18 protein-coding genes are annotated in these 16,334 nt (G+C 52.6%); 14 read left to right on the top strand and 4 right to left on the bottom strand.

The features are described from left to right. From HRQ60_RS11230 to HRQ60_RS11220, 3 genes are all read left to right on the top strand, one after another. The coding region (locus tag HRQ60_RS11230) for a transposase (RefSeq protein ID WP_172195897.1) at positions 1-203 on the top strand (203 nt) is incomplete at its 5' end. A 65-nt stretch (positions 204-268) separates the two neighbouring features. Continuing rightward, a complete protein-coding gene (locus tag HRQ60_RS11225) occupies positions 269-652 on the top strand; it encodes a hypothetical protein (RefSeq protein WP_172195896.1) in 384 nt (127 codons plus the stop codon). Positions 653-704: 52 nt separating this feature from the next. After that, complete coding sequence (locus HRQ60_RS11220) at positions 705-1,175, top strand: hypothetical protein (RefSeq protein ID WP_172195895.1); 471 nt, start codon at positions 705-707, stop codon at positions 1,173-1,175. A 351-nt stretch (positions 1,176-1,526) separates the two neighbouring features. Here the strand turns inward: HRQ60_RS11220 and HRQ60_RS11215 are convergent, their stop codons facing one another. Beyond that, complete coding sequence (locus HRQ60_RS11215) at positions 1,527-1,976, bottom strand: Lrp/AsnC family transcriptional regulator (RefSeq protein ID WP_172195894.1); 450 nt, start codon at positions 1,974-1,976, stop codon at positions 1,527-1,529. A 114-nt stretch (positions 1,977-2,090) separates the two neighbouring features. On the opposite strand from HRQ60_RS11215, the gene HRQ60_RS11210 reads away from it, so the two are divergent. Further along, positions 2,091-2,855, top strand: a complete 765-nt coding sequence (locus tag HRQ60_RS11210; protein WP_172195893.1) for a BglG family transcription antiterminator — start codon at positions 2,091-2,093, stop codon at positions 2,853-2,855. A 173-nt stretch (positions 2,856-3,028) separates the two neighbouring features. Here the strand turns inward: HRQ60_RS11210 and HRQ60_RS11205 are convergent, their stop codons facing one another. Next, entirely contained in the window at positions 3,029-3,577 is a 549-nt protein-coding gene (locus tag HRQ60_RS11205) for a TetR/AcrR family transcriptional regulator (RefSeq protein WP_172195892.1), read from the bottom strand. Positions 3,578-3,762: 185 nt separating this feature from the next. Between HRQ60_RS11205 and HRQ60_RS11200 the strand changes: the two genes are divergently transcribed. From HRQ60_RS11200 to HRQ60_RS11185, 4 genes are all read left to right on the top strand, one after another. Then, the gene (locus tag HRQ60_RS11200; RefSeq protein WP_172195891.1) at positions 3,763-4,764 is read left to right on the top strand and encodes an NADP-dependent oxidoreductase; all 1,002 of its coding nucleotides are present in this window, start codon (positions 3,763-3,765) and stop codon (positions 4,762-4,764) included. 39 nt (positions 4,765-4,803) lie between these two features. Continuing rightward, the gene (locus HRQ60_RS11195) at positions 4,804-5,352 is read left to right on the top strand and encodes an SDR family oxidoreductase (protein ID WP_246281270.1); all 549 of its coding nucleotides are present in this window, start codon (positions 4,804-4,806) and stop codon (positions 5,350-5,352) included. Positions 5,353-5,642: 290 nt separating this feature from the next. Then, entirely contained in the window at positions 5,643-6,212 is a 570-nt protein-coding gene (locus HRQ60_RS11190) for an SF0329 family protein (protein ID WP_172195890.1), read from the top strand. Positions 6,213-6,494: 282 nt separating this feature from the next. Then, entirely contained in the window at positions 6,495-7,481 is a 987-nt protein-coding gene (locus HRQ60_RS11185; RefSeq protein ID WP_172195889.1) for a hypothetical protein, read from the top strand. 90 nt (positions 7,482-7,571) lie between these two features. Here HRQ60_RS11185 and HRQ60_RS11180 read toward each other — a convergent pair whose 3' ends face one another. Further along, on the bottom strand, positions 7,572-7,778 hold the full coding sequence (locus HRQ60_RS11180; protein ID WP_172195888.1) for a DUF2536 family protein: 207 nt from the start codon (positions 7,776-7,778) through the stop codon (positions 7,572-7,574). A 47-nt stretch (positions 7,779-7,825) separates the two neighbouring features. Then, the gene (locus tag HRQ60_RS11175; RefSeq protein WP_172195887.1) at positions 7,826-8,167 is read right to left on the bottom strand and encodes a winged helix-turn-helix transcriptional regulator; all 342 of its coding nucleotides are present in this window, start codon (positions 8,165-8,167) and stop codon (positions 7,826-7,828) included. 139 nt (positions 8,168-8,306) lie between these two features. On the opposite strand from HRQ60_RS11175, the gene HRQ60_RS11170 reads away from it, so the two are divergent. The 6 genes from HRQ60_RS11170 (at position 8,307) to HRQ60_RS11145 (ending at position 16,320) form a co-directional block, all read left to right on the top strand. Next, positions 8,307-9,185 (top strand): SDR family oxidoreductase, encoded by an 879-nt coding sequence (locus tag HRQ60_RS11170; RefSeq protein ID WP_172195886.1) that lies wholly within the window; start codon positions 8,307-8,309, stop codon positions 9,183-9,185. A 137-nt stretch (positions 9,186-9,322) separates the two neighbouring features. Then, entirely contained in the window at positions 9,323-10,528 is a 1,206-nt protein-coding gene (locus HRQ60_RS11165; protein ID WP_172195885.1) for a Bcr/CflA family efflux MFS transporter, read from the top strand. A 195-nt stretch (positions 10,529-10,723) separates the two neighbouring features. Continuing rightward, positions 10,724-11,824 carry an acyltransferase family protein gene (locus tag HRQ60_RS11160; protein WP_172195884.1) on the top strand — a complete coding sequence of 367 codons (1,101 nt, stop codon included), beginning with the start codon at positions 10,724-10,726 and terminating at the stop codon, positions 11,822-11,824. A 286-nt stretch (positions 11,825-12,110) separates the two neighbouring features. After that, positions 12,111-13,493, top strand: a complete 1,383-nt coding sequence (locus HRQ60_RS11155) for an amino acid permease (RefSeq protein WP_172195883.1) — start codon at positions 12,111-12,113, stop codon at positions 13,491-13,493. A gap of 117 nt (positions 13,494-13,610) precedes the next feature. Further along, positions 13,611-15,332, top strand: a complete 1,722-nt coding sequence (locus HRQ60_RS11150; protein WP_172195882.1) for a methyl-accepting chemotaxis protein — start codon at positions 13,611-13,613, stop codon at positions 15,330-15,332. Between the two features lie 346 nt (positions 15,333-15,678). Continuing rightward, positions 15,679-16,320, top strand: a complete 642-nt coding sequence (locus HRQ60_RS11145) for a CBS domain-containing protein (protein ID WP_172195881.1) — start codon at positions 15,679-15,681, stop codon at positions 16,318-16,320. Positions 16,321-16,334: the final 14 nt, after the last annotated feature.

Genomic DNA, 16,334 nt, shown 5'->3' with positions numbered 1-16,334 from the left:
ACGCAATCGCTGTGATTCCCAGCAAGAAAAATCGCCGTGTAAAGCAGCCTTACGACCGTAGTGTTTATAAAGAACGACACTTGGTCGAATGCTTTTTCAATAAAATGAAAAACTACCGACGCCTAGCGACTCGTTATGATAAGACAGCGAGCATGTTCAAGGCTTTTTTAGCTTTAATTTCGATTCGGATCTGGCTTAAATAGGTTTGCGTACAGGCCCTAGAGGAATAGACATTTTAGCCTTGGGACACGGAGACGGTTTGGTTCAATTGGGAACTCAAAACGATGTTGTATTTAGCGCAAAATATGACGCAACTATTATGCTGGGTGGAACTGTGAATACGAATATTCAACCGATTAGCTATAAGACCAGAAAAACCGACAGCGGCGGTAGTATGGTCAGCTTCAAATTACCTGAATCTTCTTTAAACTTTCTTGCTCAAAATGCTCGCGGTTATATGAGTTATCATACTAAAGTGAGTAACACTAACGAGACTATAACTTCAGTCAGCGGTTATTATAAACACAAAGTTAAAAATTTGAGTGTCACGCCTACAATAAATTGGCCGCTAGGCGGGGGATTGACGATTTCTTCTTCAAACACATATGTTGACGAGACTCCCCCTCCATATTTTAGTCTAGAGATTAAATAAGTTATAATGAAGACGTACAATTTTCGTACGTCTTTTTATTTCGGAGGTTTATATGACAAAAAGAAAAACGATTTTAATAGCCGGATTACTTTTTTTAATGATTGCCGCTGTATGGATTTCATATTTATTGATTGAGCGAGACAGGGTCAAAGATCCTTGGATCATGCCTGAGCCGAATATCGAAGTTCAGACGCAGAGCGTCAAAAATCTTACTTTCTCGCTTCGCAATGCCTCTTATACGGATGAGAAAATATCGCTTGGCATCGAGGTTACAGGCGGAGGACAAGCCGAAAACGATCTGGGGTACCAGTTGTATGACGGCGACCGGAAGTTTGCTTCTTCGGTGGGCGGCTTCATTCATAACCTCGGCGATCAGCATGAATACGTGACGGTCGAAACCGATGAAGTTTCAGATCTATCCGATCCTCTGGATCTGCACGTAAAGATTTTGGCCAGAAGCAATCCGCTGGAACTTCATGATTTAAATGCGGATTTCCACCTTGAATTGGCTAAACAGAAATAGGCGCGAGCTTTCTCGCTATTCTCAAGCAGGATCTTGGACGGCTTTTTCGCCCTTTTTCACCGGGGAAAACGATCACAGCTTCAAAGAGTTCAAGGGAATGAGCCTGTATCTATCTGGTGTGGGAAGCGGCAGACAGAACCACGAATAAGGCAGTACCCTGATACGGGGCACGCACGATGCGATGGCTGCGGCGCTGCTTACACGGCGGGGTTCGAAGTAAGGGAATCTATCCCCATCGAAAACACAAAAAACCGAACCTTGAATAAGGTTCGGTTTTTTACGTTTAAATCGATCCATTCCTATTGGCAAGCCTACACCTTTCTGGCTGCCGGGCGCGTACAAACTTCGATCTTACTCCTCCTGCGCCGCCGCCAGTGCGCCGCTCTGCTTGACCGTCTGGATCGACAGGTTCAAGCCGTAGTTTCCGTGCGCCAGGAGCGCGTTCAGGAAATCGTTCAGCTGCTCCTGGGATCGGACCTTCAGCGTCAGATGGTAGCAGCCTTCTCCCGAGATCCGGTGGGCTTCGATGACTTCGTTCCGTTCGGTAATAAAGGTGACAAAAGACTTGTGATCCGCTGTATTCATCGTAAGGACAACAAATGCGGTGTAAGCCAGCCCAAGCTTCAGTTCATCGACGATCAAGGAGTACGAACGGATGATGCCGCCGTCCTCCAGCTTTTTGATCCGATTGCCAACCGCCTGCCCCGTCATATGGATCTGTTCGCCGAGCTCTTTCCATTGGATGCGCGAGTTTTCGGTCAAGAGTCGAAGAATCTGATAATCGGTATGATCAAGCTGCATGGGGTAATCCTTTCGCGGTGAAATAGTTTGATCCAAAATCGTTTCGTCAAAGGATCGATCCAAATCGGAAGATTGCTTATCATAATTCTATCCGATCAAAAGGAGAGTGATCAAATGAATATTCAATTGATTCGTAACGCAACGCTTATTGTGCAAGATCAAGTGCATCAGGTTTTCATTCCGGTCGAGCACGATCGGGTCAAAGAATTGGCAAACCTGATGGACTCGATCCCTCCGATCTTCGCGGAACTGACACAGCAGATCGTGGTTCATGCCGAGAAGCAGCTGCGGGTTAAACTGAGTACAAGCGTTTATTTTACTTTGATGGATCATCTGAATTTTGCGGTGGAACGATTTCATCAAGGCATTAACATTACCAACAAAGTCTATTGGGAAATCAAAAACTATTATCCGGATGAATTTCAAGTGGGCCAGTACGCTCTGAAGCAGGTAAACGAAGCATTGTCGGTCGAGCTGCCTGTAGAAGAAGCGGCCAATATCGCGTTCCACCTGATCAATGCCCAAGGCGAACAGAGCGAATCTCCGAACGGCGTACGGTATGCCAAAATGATCGGAAGTATCGTGAACCTGGCGAGATACAATTTCCATATCGATCTCGAAATGGACAACGTGCACTATACCCGCTTCATTACCCATGTCAAATTTTTCGTGGAGCGTTTCTTCTCGGATCAAATGCTGCACGATAGCGACAATGCTTTGTTCGACCAGATCGCCGGGCTGTATCCGCAGGCGATGCTGGGTGCGCTCAAGATCAAAGACTATATCGAGCAGGTCTACGGCAAACCGGTTCCGAACGACGAACTGGCGTATCTGGCCGTCCATATCCAGCGGCTGATGCGCTACAACCAGATCGAGTAAAGCACGTTTTCGATGTACATTTGGGGAAGTGAAAAGCTCCGTCTCTTCGTTAGGAAGAGGCGGAGCTTTTGTAGTTTGGCGGATTGGCGCGAACCAAGTCGTCTGCGCGTATCGTCTGCCGGCCGTGTTCCGGAAGTTCCGCTCCCGTCTACATGCTGGACAAGCCGGTTCGTTCAAACCCCTTTTTCAATCAAACGCCAGATCCGCTCGAACCGTTCTTCATAGTCCGGCAGGTTCCAGGTGTCTTTGAACGAAGGAAGGGTAAATACCGCAAAAGCGGACAGGATGGCTTCGGCGCGTTCAAAACCGGGGTCGCCGTAGTCCATCAGGTCGTCGACGAACCGGTACGCATTGTGGAGAACTTCTTTCAGCACAAGCGGATGGTCGTCCACATACTGCGTGTTTAGCGCGAACATCTTCGGATTTTCGCGATAAGCACGCTTTTTGGCGTTGGCAAAAGCCCAAAGCCAGTCGTGCAGCCGTTCTGTCGGATCGGCCGGATCGATCGGATCCAGTATAATCTGCTCCGAGATCATGCGCTCAAACCAGCTTTTGGCTACGGCCGTCCAGAGCTGCTGTTTGTTTTTGAAATGCTTATAGAGGGCGGCATGCGTAATATGCAGTTCATCCGCAATCTGCGACAAGGTCACTTCGGATTTCTCCGTACGTTCGATCAGCGCCTCGGCGGTTGTGACAATAAGTTCCTGGGTGATTCTGCTCATGGATTCAACGCTTCTTTCCGGAGTGGATGTGGGGTTCGGCGCAGGGCCGTAAGGCTTCCATTTTAACATACACCAATAAAGTAACAAATGTTGACTTTTGTAACTCAAAAGATTATGCTTGCGATAAAGTTACAAAATCAAAAAAATGTTACTTAGATATTTAATCATTCAGGAGGTTGTTCAGCATGAAAGCTGCCCAGATTACCAAATATGCCAAGAAATTTACGGTAGCCGTGAACGAGATCCCGGTGCCTGAAATAAACGATCGCGAAGTGTTGGTCAAAGTGAAAGCGGCGGCGGTCAACCCTCTCGAACTGCTGATCGCGACGGGCAGTGTCAAGCTGATCCAGGATTACAAGTTTCCGCTGACGCTCGGCAACGAACTGACGGGCATCATCGAAAAAGTCGGCAAAAACGTCCGCGGCTTCCAAGTAGGCGATGCCATCTATGCGCGTCTGCCGCTGCGCAAAATAGGCGCTTTCGCGGAATACGCCGCGATCGACGCCGAAGCAATCGCGCCGCTGCCGGCCCACCTGGATTTTGTCACCGGAGCTGCGGCGGCTCTGACCGGATTGACCGCTTACCAAGGCCTGCTCGAAGAATTGGAAGCCCGCCCCGGCCAAACTCTTTTTATCCCCGGCGGCTCCGGCTCGTTCGGCCAAATGGCGATCCCGATCGCCAAAAGCATGGGGCTTCGCGTGATCGTAAGCGGCAGCGCGAGCGCCCGCGAACGCACGATTGCCGCGGGAGCGGATCGCTACATCGACTACAAGACCGAAAATTACTGGGAGATGCTCCAAGAGGTCGACCATGTGATCGATACGCTGGGCCCCGATGAATTCGAACGCGAACTGTCGGTTGTCAAACCGGGCGGGCGATTGCTGTCCCTGCGGACAAGCCCCAACAAACGGTTTGCCGAAGATCTGGGTCTGCCGTTCTGGAAACAAAAACTGTTCGGTCTCGCCGGAGCCAAATACGATCGCCGGGCGGGCAAGAAAAACGTGCAGTACCGCTTCATCTTCGTCCGCAGCGACGGGCAGCAGCTGCGCGAAGTCTCGCGCATCATCGAAGAGAGCGGCATCGTACCGGCCGTTGACCCGACCGAATTCCGGATCGGGCAGATCCATAAAGCGCTGAGTCTGGTCGCGAACGGCCATCCCCAAGGCAAAGTCATCATCCGGTTCTAAGCAAACCGTATATAAGCCTAAGAAAGAGGTTAACCCCTTATGAAATTAGCAAATCGAACCATACTCGTCACAGGCGGCACGTCGGGTATCGGCTTGGCGTTCGCGCAGCGCTTCCTGCAAATGGGCAATACGGTCATCGTCACGGGACGCTCCCTGCAGCGGATCGAAGAGGCTGTAGCCGGGAGCCCCGGACTGATCGGCCTGGCAGCGGATGTTAGCGACCCGGATAGCGTGGCGAAGCTTGCCGAGACGCTGCGCGCCGACTATCCGACACTTGATATCGTGTTCAACAATGCGGGGATCATGCACGAATACGATCTGTTCGACGAACGGATCACCGCCGGTCAGCTGGCTGCCGAAATCAATACGAACCTAACCGGCACCGTCTATGTGACCCAGGCGCTGCTGCCTCTGCTCGCGGCGCGGCCCGAAGCCATGATCGTGAACGTCAGCTCGCTGCTGGCCAGCGTCAGCGTGGCGAACGCGCCGACATACTCGGCGACCAAGGCGGGGGTGCATATGTTCAGCGATGCGCTGCGCGAGCAGATGCGGGAATCCGGGGCATGGAGCGCGACAAGCTGCGCGTAAACGCCGGATTCACCAAAATCATGCGCTTTTCGATGAAGGTTGCGCCGGACTTTATTACGCATACGTGGGCCAAGACGATTTTGAAATCGAATTGAGGTCGAATGAATGTTCCCGAATGAAAGGCCTAGGCGCAAGGAAAATCTGCGGCAGTCCTTGAACTCGTGCTAAAATAGAGGATCGGAGCAGCGAAGGGCGGGACAATCCCGCTTCGCGAATCCGATCCTCTTTTTCATGTTGAAGCTTCATTCCATTTTCTTATTCATATTTGATACAAGTATAGGAGGACCCTTATGTCCTGGAGCAAATTGCAGCAGCAGCTGGAGAGCTTTCTCGCGCCCGCGTTAAAAGGCACGGTTGAATACCGGTCGACCAGCTATCGTTACGTTCCCGATAAAGCCGGTACCTGCCACATCACGGTGGACAAGAAGAATATTCTCAACATGGGCGACAAGTCCAACTTTATCCGCTGGTATCAGAGTGAGATCGAGATCAAGAACGATCCGAGCCTCGATATTCCGGTCACCGAAGCGGAGATCGAAGCCGTTCGCGCCAGCGCCAAAGGCCCGATCCCGGAAGAGCGCCTGAAAGTGATGGCCGCAAGCCGCAAGTCGACCGAGCATGCCAAAGAACTGTTAGCCGCGCAGGCGGCGCTGACCAAATCGAACTTTGTCGCGACGGCGAACAAGTTCCTGGCTTCTTCTATTGAAGAAAGTCTGGAGAGCCGCGATATTCTGCTGAATATCCTGGCTATAGTCGATAAGCGTGTCGGCAAAAAGCGTATTGTGAACATGTCCGAATCGGTCAAGCTGAAACATCCGATCGTGCAGTATTTTTACGAGCTGCGGCGCCGGACGGTGTAAGACTATTTCTTTTTCAATGGATCATGATCAACATCTTGTAGTTTAACCAGACGTTCAGGCCGGTTAAGAATAGGTCAGTTAAGAACTGTACGAGAAGATAGCAGGTAGAAACCTGAATCGCTGATTTTGTGAGAGCAGAGTACGAATTAAATTAATTGTGCTGGGAGATGGCAAGAGTATTCGTCTTAGTCATCAAATTTTTTAAGATACGAGCCTACTCGTGTCTTTTTTTTGTAAAAATGGATTAAAATAAATGTAAAAAACGTTGGAGGAATCTTTACCATGCAAAATGAAAGTAAAGATAAAATTGTTTTTGATATCGAGGCTGTGCTCGCTTCTCTGGCGCGAAAACGACCAATTTTTCATAACGAAGCCGATTTTCAACATGCCCTGGCTTGGGAGATTAAAGAGCTTTATGCCTGCACTATTCGTCTGGAAAAAAGATTAGATCTTTATTCTGGAAAAAAGAGTTACCTGGATATCTGGTTGAATGTTCAAGGTTTCATTTATGGAATTGAATTGAAATACAAAATACGTGGGTCAAAGTATATCCATGAGGGTGAAACATTTTCTTTGTTAAATCAGGGGGCACATGACATAGGTCGTTATGATGTAGCTAAAGATCTACAGAGACTTGAACAGATGGCTAAGTCGGAACATATCGATGAAGGAATTATAATTTTTCTGACTAATGATGCGGCGTATTATCGTGAACCCGTGATTAATAAGTCTACAGCAGATGCTCAATTTCGTTTGCATGAAGGTAAAGTATTGACGGGCGTAATGAAATGGAGTCAGAGTACCGGAGCCGGTACAATGAAAGGGAGAACAGAACCGATCGTTTTATATGGAAATTACTCTTTGAAATGGAATGATTATAAGGGCGAAGAAGAGTCGGGTATTCAATTAAAAATGCTGCTTATACCCGTACAACGCAGCGGCTTATTGACTGGAAATGAGCCGTTTCACAAAACGGACGAATCGACTGATGTTATTGTCAAAGACTCCTCTTATGCATCAGGTCCGGCAGAGCGAGCAAGGGCATATATTAGAGAACAACTTCGTATTGCTGGAGAAAACGGGGAGCTGCATCTCGATCTAGTATCCGGTGATATTCATCGGGCTTTGAGTCTTCAAAACAGTATGCCCTCTGTATGCCAAGCCATGATAAGTGTTTCAGAATATCGCTTCGAAGTTCTGCGCGATGCTCCAAGTGGAAAAACATCGGCTAAGAAGCTCCGATATTGGCTTGTGCAAAATGAATTATAAAAATAAAAGTTTATCCAACTGTTTAAAAGCCCGGCTGCACTGTTATGGAGTCCGGGCTTTTGATTGTATAAATTCACAGACTCTGACTACTTAACTCACCGCAAAATGCACGACCGCGCTGTACAGCATCTTGTTGCGGATCGGGTCGAATGTGACTTGGTGCTGGACGTGCTTCACCCGAAGCAGCAGTCCTTTGTTGATCTCGATGCGTTCGTCGATTGCACGTTCGAGCTCGCGGAAGTCGTAGGTTTGCAGGCATTCGACTTTGTCTTTGATCATGTCCAGAATGATTCCCATGCGGTTGCAGATCTCCTTTTCGAGGCGTCTATTATTGAGGGGTTCGCCTATTCGGCCGCGGATTCGTCCATGTGCTCGATTCCCCATTCCTGCAGGTGCAGCAGGATCGAAGTCAGGCTTTTTCCTTTTGGCGTCAACGAGTATTCGACTTTGGGCGGGACCTCCGGATAGACGGTACGGTCGATCAATCCGTCTTGTTCGAGTTCGCGCAGCTGCCGGGTCAGCGTGCGATGCGTGACCGAACCGAGCAGGCGCTGCAGTTCGTTGAAGCGGACCGTTTCGCGCGTCAGCAGTTGATACAAGACCAGCAGCTTCCATTTGCCGCCGATCAGGTTGACCGTGAATTCGACCGGGCAGCTGCTGCACGAATCAAGCGTTCGAAGTTCCATCCCATCACCTCCATGGTATCCCGCGGGATACGTAATATCTACAAAGTGCGTACTTACATAAAGTTTACTTGTTTCTTATGATAAGTACAACGGCAGATTCGAAATCGGCCTAACCGATACTTGGAAAAGGGGTTATGAAATGACGGAAACTATTTTGGTGTATGGGGCTTCGGGTGTGCAGGGCGGAGCCGTAGCACGTTTGCTCGTGAAGCAGGGGAAGAAGGTCCGGACGATCACGCGTCAGGAGAAAAGTGCGGCGGCACTGCGGGAACAAGGGATCGAAGCTTCGATCGGCGATCTGGGCGACGCGGAATTTCTCGCTTCGGTCAATAAAGGCGCGGACAAGGTGTTCATCAACATGCCGATCGAGTTCGACTCCGCCAAGCTGACGGCCTACTTTATGAATTCGATCGAAGCGGCCAAGGCAGGCGGCGCGAAACTGATCGTGATCAACACGAACGGTTTCCTGCCGACCGAACCGGTCAGCGCGGAAAACCTGGATCTCAAGCGCCGCATGATCGAATCCGCCCAGGCCAGCGGCATTCCGTGTATCGTCGTGAAGCCGACCCTGTATCTGGAAAACCTGCTTATCCCGGGCCTGGTCTCGAACGGCGTGTTCGCTTACCCGGTTCCGGCCGACAAGCCGATCGCGTGGGTCAGTTCGGAAGACGCGGCGCAGTATCATGCCCATGCGCTGAACCATCCGGAACTTGCGGGCCGGACGCTGATCGCGGCCGGAGCCGAAGGTCTGACGGGCAATCAGATGGCTGAGCGGTTCAGCGAACTGACAGGCGAGACCGTCCACTTCCATTCGCTGGCGTTCGACGATTTCCAGGGGGCGCTGACGCCGGTACTGGGCGAAGCACAGGCCGCGGGCGTAGCCGATTTCTATCGCTGGATCGGCGCCAATATCGACACGCTGAGCCAAGCGGAAGGATCCGAAGTATCCGGCCTGCACTTGATGCCGATGTCGGAATGGCTGAAGCAGCCGAGCGTTGCGCCGGCGTTCCGTGGGTAACGGCAAGCGGTAAATACTCAAGCGCAATCGATTCGTCCGATCCATAAGGACATGCGTCGTTGACACCCTTTCTCCGTGCTTATACAATGCCTTCTATGATTATTCATAGTCTGCACGGAAAAGGAGAACTTACATTCATGCTGCAAAACCCCACGGGCCGCGAACGTCTCGGCCTTGCCCTGCTGTTGTCCACGCTTGGCATTCTAGGTCCGCTCAACATCGATATGTACCTGCCGAGCTTTCCCGGCATCGCCCTGGATCTCGGCGCCCAAGCGTCGCTCGTCCAGCTCAGTCTGACCGCCTGCCTGATCGGCCTTGCGATCGGCCAGATCATCGTCGGTCCGATCAGTGACGCGCGGGGGCGGCGCGGACCGCTGCTGATCTCGCTGCTGCTGTTCGCCGCTTCGTCCGTCATGTGCGCGCTGTCGACCAGCATCGAGATGCTGATCGCGGCGCGTTTCCTGCAGGGCTTGACCGCTTCGGGGGGGATCGTCCTGTCCCGGGCTATCGTGCGCGACGTATTCAGCGGCCGCGAACTGACGCAGTTCTTCTCGCTGCTGATGGTCATCAACGCCGTCGCGCCGCTGCTTGCGCCGATCGCCGGCGGGGTTGTGCTGCTGCTGCCGGGCTCAAGCTGGCACACCATTTTCTATGTGCTGGGCCTGCTCGGTTTTCTGATCCTGCTCACCGTCGGCTTCAAGCTCAAGGAGACGCTGCCGCCGGAGAAAAGGGTGCCGAGTACGATCGGCCATTCGCTTCGCACGATGGGCAGCCTGATGAAAGACCGTTCGTTCATGGGCTATGCCCTGACGCTCGGATTTATTCACGGAGGCAGCTTCGCTTATGTGTCGGGCACGCCGTTCGTGTATCAAGAGATTTACGGCGTCTCGCCGCAGACATTCAGTATCCTGTTCGGGATCAACGGGATCGCGATTATCGCGGGCAGCTTCATTATCGGACGTTTCAGCCGGGTCGTCTCCGAACGCAGTCTGCTGCGGATCGGCGTGATTACGGCATCGAGCGCCACGCTGCTGCTGCTGATCGCGACGATCGTTCAGGGACCTCTGTTCACGATCGTCGTGCCGCTGTTTATCTATATGATTACGATCGGGATCACGGCGACCAGTACATTTACGCTTGCGATCGCGCGCCAGGGCCACCGGGCGGGCAGCGCAAGCGCCGTGCTCGGCTTGTTCCCGCTGCTGATCGGCTCGCTCGTCTCGCCGCTTGTCGGCCTTGACGAGACGACGCCCGTACCGATGGGGGCTCTCTTATTCGGGACGGCCCTGCTCGGAGCGGCTGCATTTTTCGCTTTGACGCGAGAGGACAAGAATCCTTTATAACGATCATTGAACCGCGCAGACGGAGTCTGTGCGGTTTTTTTGTGGAATCTTCCCGGCTTTCTGAAAATTTCATTGACACTTCCCGGTTCGCGCATTTACAATTCCTTCTAGGATTGATACCGGAATCCAGTCCACCGGTAAGGGCTTGTCCTCGCAGCATGGCGGAACGAAAATGGGACACGGGGAGATGAAGAAATGATCGTAAGGAAAACGGAATACATACAAGAAGTAGGCCTGGTTCGGGTAGTCGCCTGCCTGAGTATCATTTTGCTTCATTCCATACAGTTTACGATCGGATTCGAATGGACGGAAGGCTCACCCCTGTTGGATTATGCTTTGTTGACCGCAGCCGGTATTCTTGCTTTCGGTACGCCCGCGTTTGTTTTTATTTCCGAACTGCTGCTGTCCCACTCCTATCCGGACCGCTTCCCCAAAGCTTTTTACAAAAAAAGAATTCTGATGATCCTTACTCCGTTTGCGTGTATGGCTGTTTTTTATGCGATTTTTGCGAATTATGACGATCCGGGCCGTCTTCCGTATGTCGTGGTACTGAACTTGATGGGCGATTATCACGGTTGGTTTGTGCTGGTCGTCTTCCAGTTCTATGTGCTGCACCGGCTGTTCACCAAATTCCTGTCTCGGATCCCCGCCAAAGTCGTGCTGGCTGCGGCTTTTGTGATCAATGCGGCGTATCTGGCTTTCTTTAACTTCGTGGAACAGCCTTCCGGCGGCCGATTGGTCTCGTTCGTCTGGGAGAGAGGCTATTGGGTTCCGTTTCTCGGCTGGATTTTCTACTTTTGCCTGGCTTATTACTGCGGGAGACGATATGACGATTTCCTGGCGGCGCTCGACCGGTACAAGAGAGGGATCGTGATCGGCACGCTGCTGGCCGCTGCGCCTGTGCTGTTCGTCAACACCTTGAATGTGCTCGGTTTCGGTTCCAAAAGAGTCGATATGCTGCCGCTCAGCCTTATGCTGATTCTGCTGCTGTTTCTCATCGCTTCCAAAGCAAAGATCCGATCCAGGTGGCTGGATCTGATCGACAGCTGTTCATTTGGCATCTATCTGATCCATTATTTCTATCTGATGCTCTACAGCGGACTGCTGGACCGTACGGCCGACCTCGGCTACTTCGAAATCCCGATCTTGTTTGCCGCCGCGCTGATTTCTTCGATCGTGACCGTTCTTGCGGTCAACAAACTTCCGTTCGGCAAGTATATATTGGGCAGGGCGGGAGGAAGAACGGGTCGAAACGGTTCACCGGGTCTCGCAGCTCCTCAAAAGGCTCAAGGATAGCGGAACGCCAGAAATATTTTTGTCTGTTCAAACAAGACAGGTAGGCTGAACGTTATGGCGTGGAATTTGATTTGGCAGGAAACAGGTTGAAGGTTTGTCTTTTCCCAATGGACATCCGTCCTACGTGCAAAAGATTCCTAGGCAAACAGCGTGATCTTTCCGGTTGTTTTTTCAAAAAGCCTGTCATAGAATTTGCTGGTGCGATTCGGCGAAGCTTTAGTGCATAAGGTCTCAAGCGCACGCCGGATCCGAAACGAAACAGCGAATGGACATGGGGGCATAAGGAATGGAAGAGAAACAATTGAGCCGGGGGCTGAAAGCCCGGCATATCGAGCTGATTGCGCTGGGAGGAACGATCGGGGTCGGCCTGTTCATGGGTTCTTCAAGTACGATCCAGTGGGCGGGGCCTTCGGTGCTGCTGGCCTACATGCTGGCGGGACTGGTCATGTTTCTGGTGATGCGGATCATGGGGGAGATGCTGATTGCCGAACCGGTGACCGGATCGTTCGCTACTTTCGCGCATAAATATATCCATCCGGTCGCGGGTTACCTGACGGCCTGGAGTTACTGGTTCCTGTGGGTGACGGTTGGCATGTCCGAGGTGACGGCGATCGGCATCTACTTCGGCTATTGGTACCCCGATATTCCGCAGTGGATTCCGGCGCTTGTCGGCGTAGGCATTATTGCGGCGGCGAACCTGGCGGCGGTGAAGTTCTACGGCGAATTCGAATTCTGGTTTGCGATGATCAAGGTCGTGGCGATCGCGGCGATGCTCATTCTCGGCACAGGCCTGATCTTCTTCGGCTGGGGCAACGACGGCGTACCGATCGGCTTCGAGAATCTGTATGCGCATGGCGGATTTTTTGCGGGCGGGTTAAAAGGGTTCCTGTTCGCGCTCTGCATCGTCACGGCGGCTTATCAGGGCATCGAGATGATCGGCATCACGGCAGGCGAAGCGGAGAATCCCAAAGTCACGCTGAAGCGTGCGATCAAAAATATCGTTTGGCGGATTCTTGTGTTTTACGTAGGCGCGATCTTCGTGATCGTCACTATATATCCGTGGAACGAGGTCGGCGTGACGGGAAGTCCCTTCGTGCTGACCTTCTCCAAAGTCGGCATCGTCGCGGCGGCGGGGATTATCAACTTTGTCGTATTGACGGCGGCAATGTCCGGCTGCAACAGCGGCATTTACAGTGCGGGGCGGATGCTGTTCACGCTGGCGGAGAACGGACAGGCGCCGAAATTTTTCGGAAAAATCTCCAACAGCGGCGTTCCGCGCAACAGCATCATGACGACGATTGGGCTGCTGCTGATCGGCGTCCTGCTGAATTATCTGATGCCGGACTCCAAGCTGTTTCTGTACATCTACAGCGCAAGCATTCTGCCGGGCATGATTCCGTGGTTCGCGATGGCGATCGGACAGTTCCGCTTCCGGCAGGAGCATGCGGGCGAGATGGCCGACCATCCGTTCAAGTCGCTTTTTTTTCCGGCGGCGAACTATTTCGTCATCGTCTTCCTGCTGCTGGTGCTGGTGGGGATGGTCATCAACACGGACACGCGAATTCCTCTTGCGGTCGGCGCGGGATTCATTCTGATTATGCTCGGCGCGTACTATTTGCTGGGGATGCACAAGAAATCCGGGAACGCGCACGGAGGGTCGGCCAAGTAACGGAGAAGTCCCAACCACGGACATTCGCCGATAAAGGAAAAAGATCTTATTCAGGATTATCGGGATCTGCCGATATGAAGAGTAAGATCTTTTTTATTACCGGAAGGATGGTTCCTTATGCTTAAGCGATTGCGATTCAATAACATGCCGCTCAGTTTCAAAATGTTCCTGCCTCTTGCCCCTCCTCTGCTTGCGCTCATCTTGTTGGCGGCCCTATCGGTCAGCCTGGTCTCGCAGCTCTCGGACCGCCTGATCGATCGGTTGTACAACGAAGCGCATGAGAGCATCTCCTGGCTGCTTAATGCGGACCGCGACTTCTATCAGGCGCTGACCGAACAGCAGAATATGGCGGCCTCCGCCGGTGAGCCGTCTGCGGATCTGCAGGCGAGCTTCGACGAAAATGTAGCCCAGACCGAAGAACGCGTCCTTAAAGCGGAAGCGATCATGAAAGCGAATGCGCAGCGGTTCGAAGGCTACACGCACCCGGATTCCGGCAAGACCGCTTTTGCCTTGTTCGACGATTTCAAAACGCAGTTCGCTGCCTGGAAAGCAAACGGTGCGGCAGGCTCGATGGAGCAGTTCGACGCGGCCCGCGACGATATCAACCAGATCGAAGAAATTCTGGATCTGTACAGTGTCGATATCATTGCCGAGAGTACCGCGTATCAGCAGCAGATTCAACGGACGATCTGGATTGTTCTGGCAGCGGCCATGGTTGTCTCGGCTGCCGTAGGCGCTCTGGTTATCCGCAATGTCCGTCTGCGCACCCGGATTGCCGTCGGTCTAATCCGCAAGACGGCGGATCTCGATCTGAAGTACGATAACAGCTACGAACGCTTCCTGGAAGAAGGCGACGAGTTCGCCGTGCTGATCCAGGCAGAAGCCGAAGCGCGCAAACAGTTCCGCAGCATCATCGAAGATGTACGGCGGGAAAGCCACGACATCGAGCATGTGATGGAAGGCGTCGCGGTGCGGATGAGTCAGCTGGACGACAGCGTGCAGGATATTTCCGCGACGACGCAGCAGCTGTCGGCAGGGATGGAGCAGACGTCGTTCTCGACGCAGAACATGAGCGGAACTTCGTCGGAGATCGGACGTGCCCTGGAATCGATTGCGGTCAAAGCCCAGGAAGGCGCCCGTACCTCGGAACAGCTGAGCGTCCGTGCCGCAGAGCTCAGGGCGACGTTCCAGCAGTCGTACCAAGAAGGCACCTCTTCGTATGAAGAAGTCAAAGTCAAACTGGAAAAAGCGATGGAAGAGTCCCGGGCGGTCGAGCAGATCACCCTGCTGGCCGAGTCGATTCTCCAGATTACGGCCCAGACCAATCTGCTGTCGCTCAACGCTTCGATCGAAGCGGCAAGAGCGGGCGAAGCCGGGCGCGGATTTGCGGTCGTAGCGGCGGAAATCCGCAAGCTGGCGGAAGATTCCAAGCAGGCGGCCGACAAGATCCAGGAAGTGACCGGAGCCGTGCTTCATTCGGTTGGAAGCCTGAAGTCGAACTCGGAAAGCCTGCTGGTCTTTTTTGCCGAGAGTGTCCAGCACGATTATGCCCTGATGCTGCGGGCGACCGAAGAGTACGCCGAAGGAGCCGTCGATACAGAGGCCTCTTCGACCGATCTCAGCGCCACCACGGAAGAGCTGCTCGCGTCGATGGAAAGTCTGGTCAAATCGACGGACGAAATCGCCATGTCCGCAAGCGAAGGCGCGAGCGGAACCGGTATTATTGCGGAAAAAGCAAGTCTGGCCGCAGGCAATGCTTCCGATGTGCTGGGCGGCGTCCGTTCTTCGAAAGAAGGCATCGAGGCGTTGGCGCGTTCGGTCGAGAAGTTCAAGCTGTAGAAATGATTCGGCTGCGGGGAACGGGGAATCCGAAACCGGCAGTGATGGAAAGAGCGCCTTCGGGCGCTCTTTTTTGTGCGAACGGTTCGTTTTGTTCCCACCAATCTTTTAGAGGCGTCATAATAGAAAGATTATAGTTATATTTAGCTAGAATAGAGGGATAAAAAGACCTTTCACAACGTATAAGCAAAATTAATACGATAATAATACGTCATATATGTTTCATTTATATGATTAATGTCGCATTATATAACTACGCAGAGAGGCGCTTCGATTCTCCCGCAAGAACGGGAGTGAAAGTTCGAAGCCGCTTCTCGAAGCGAAAGCAGGAAAGCGGAGGGTAGCCGTGATTGAATTGACGGCAAGACAACTAAAGATCGTAGATATCGTCAAAAAGCAGGCCCCGATCACCGGCGAGCAAATCGCGGAGAATCTGGGGTCGTCCCGTCCGACGATCCGTTCGGATCTGTCGCTGCTGGTGATGCTGGAGTATATCGACGCCAAGCCGAAAGTGGGATATTTTCCGGGCCGTAAAGCGGCCGGCGGCGGAGACGGCGGCGACCGGATCAGGGAAGCGAAAGTCAGGGATATCCAGACCGTCCCGATCATTATCCGGGAGACGACGACCATTCAAGATGCGGTCGTCACCCTCTTTTTGCAGGATGTGGGGACACTCATCATCTGTGACGCGGAAGGCCGGCTGACGGGCGTGGCTTCGCGCAAAGACTTTCTCAAGGTGACGCTCGGCAATCCGGGTTCGGCTTCGATGCCGGTGAGCATGGTCATGACCCGTATTCCCAAAGTCGTGACCACGTCGCCGGATGAACCGGTGCTGGAAGCGGCGCACAAGATGATTATGCACGAGGTGGACAGTTTGCCGGTGATCAAGGCCGACCCGGAAGAAGCGGGCGGCAGGCCGGCTATCGTAGGACGACTGACGAAGACGGCCATCGTTCAGCTTCTCCTCGACATCGAAATGACAAGATAACGGGAGGATATGCA

The organism is Saccharibacillus qingshengii (assembly GCF_013185195.1).
In the GTDB taxonomy this organism is placed as follows: Bacteria; Bacillota; Bacilli; order Paenibacillales; family Paenibacillaceae; genus Saccharibacillus; species Saccharibacillus qingshengii.
Note: the sequence above shows the minus strand (reverse complement) of the source record. Positions and strands in the feature narration are given on the sequence as shown.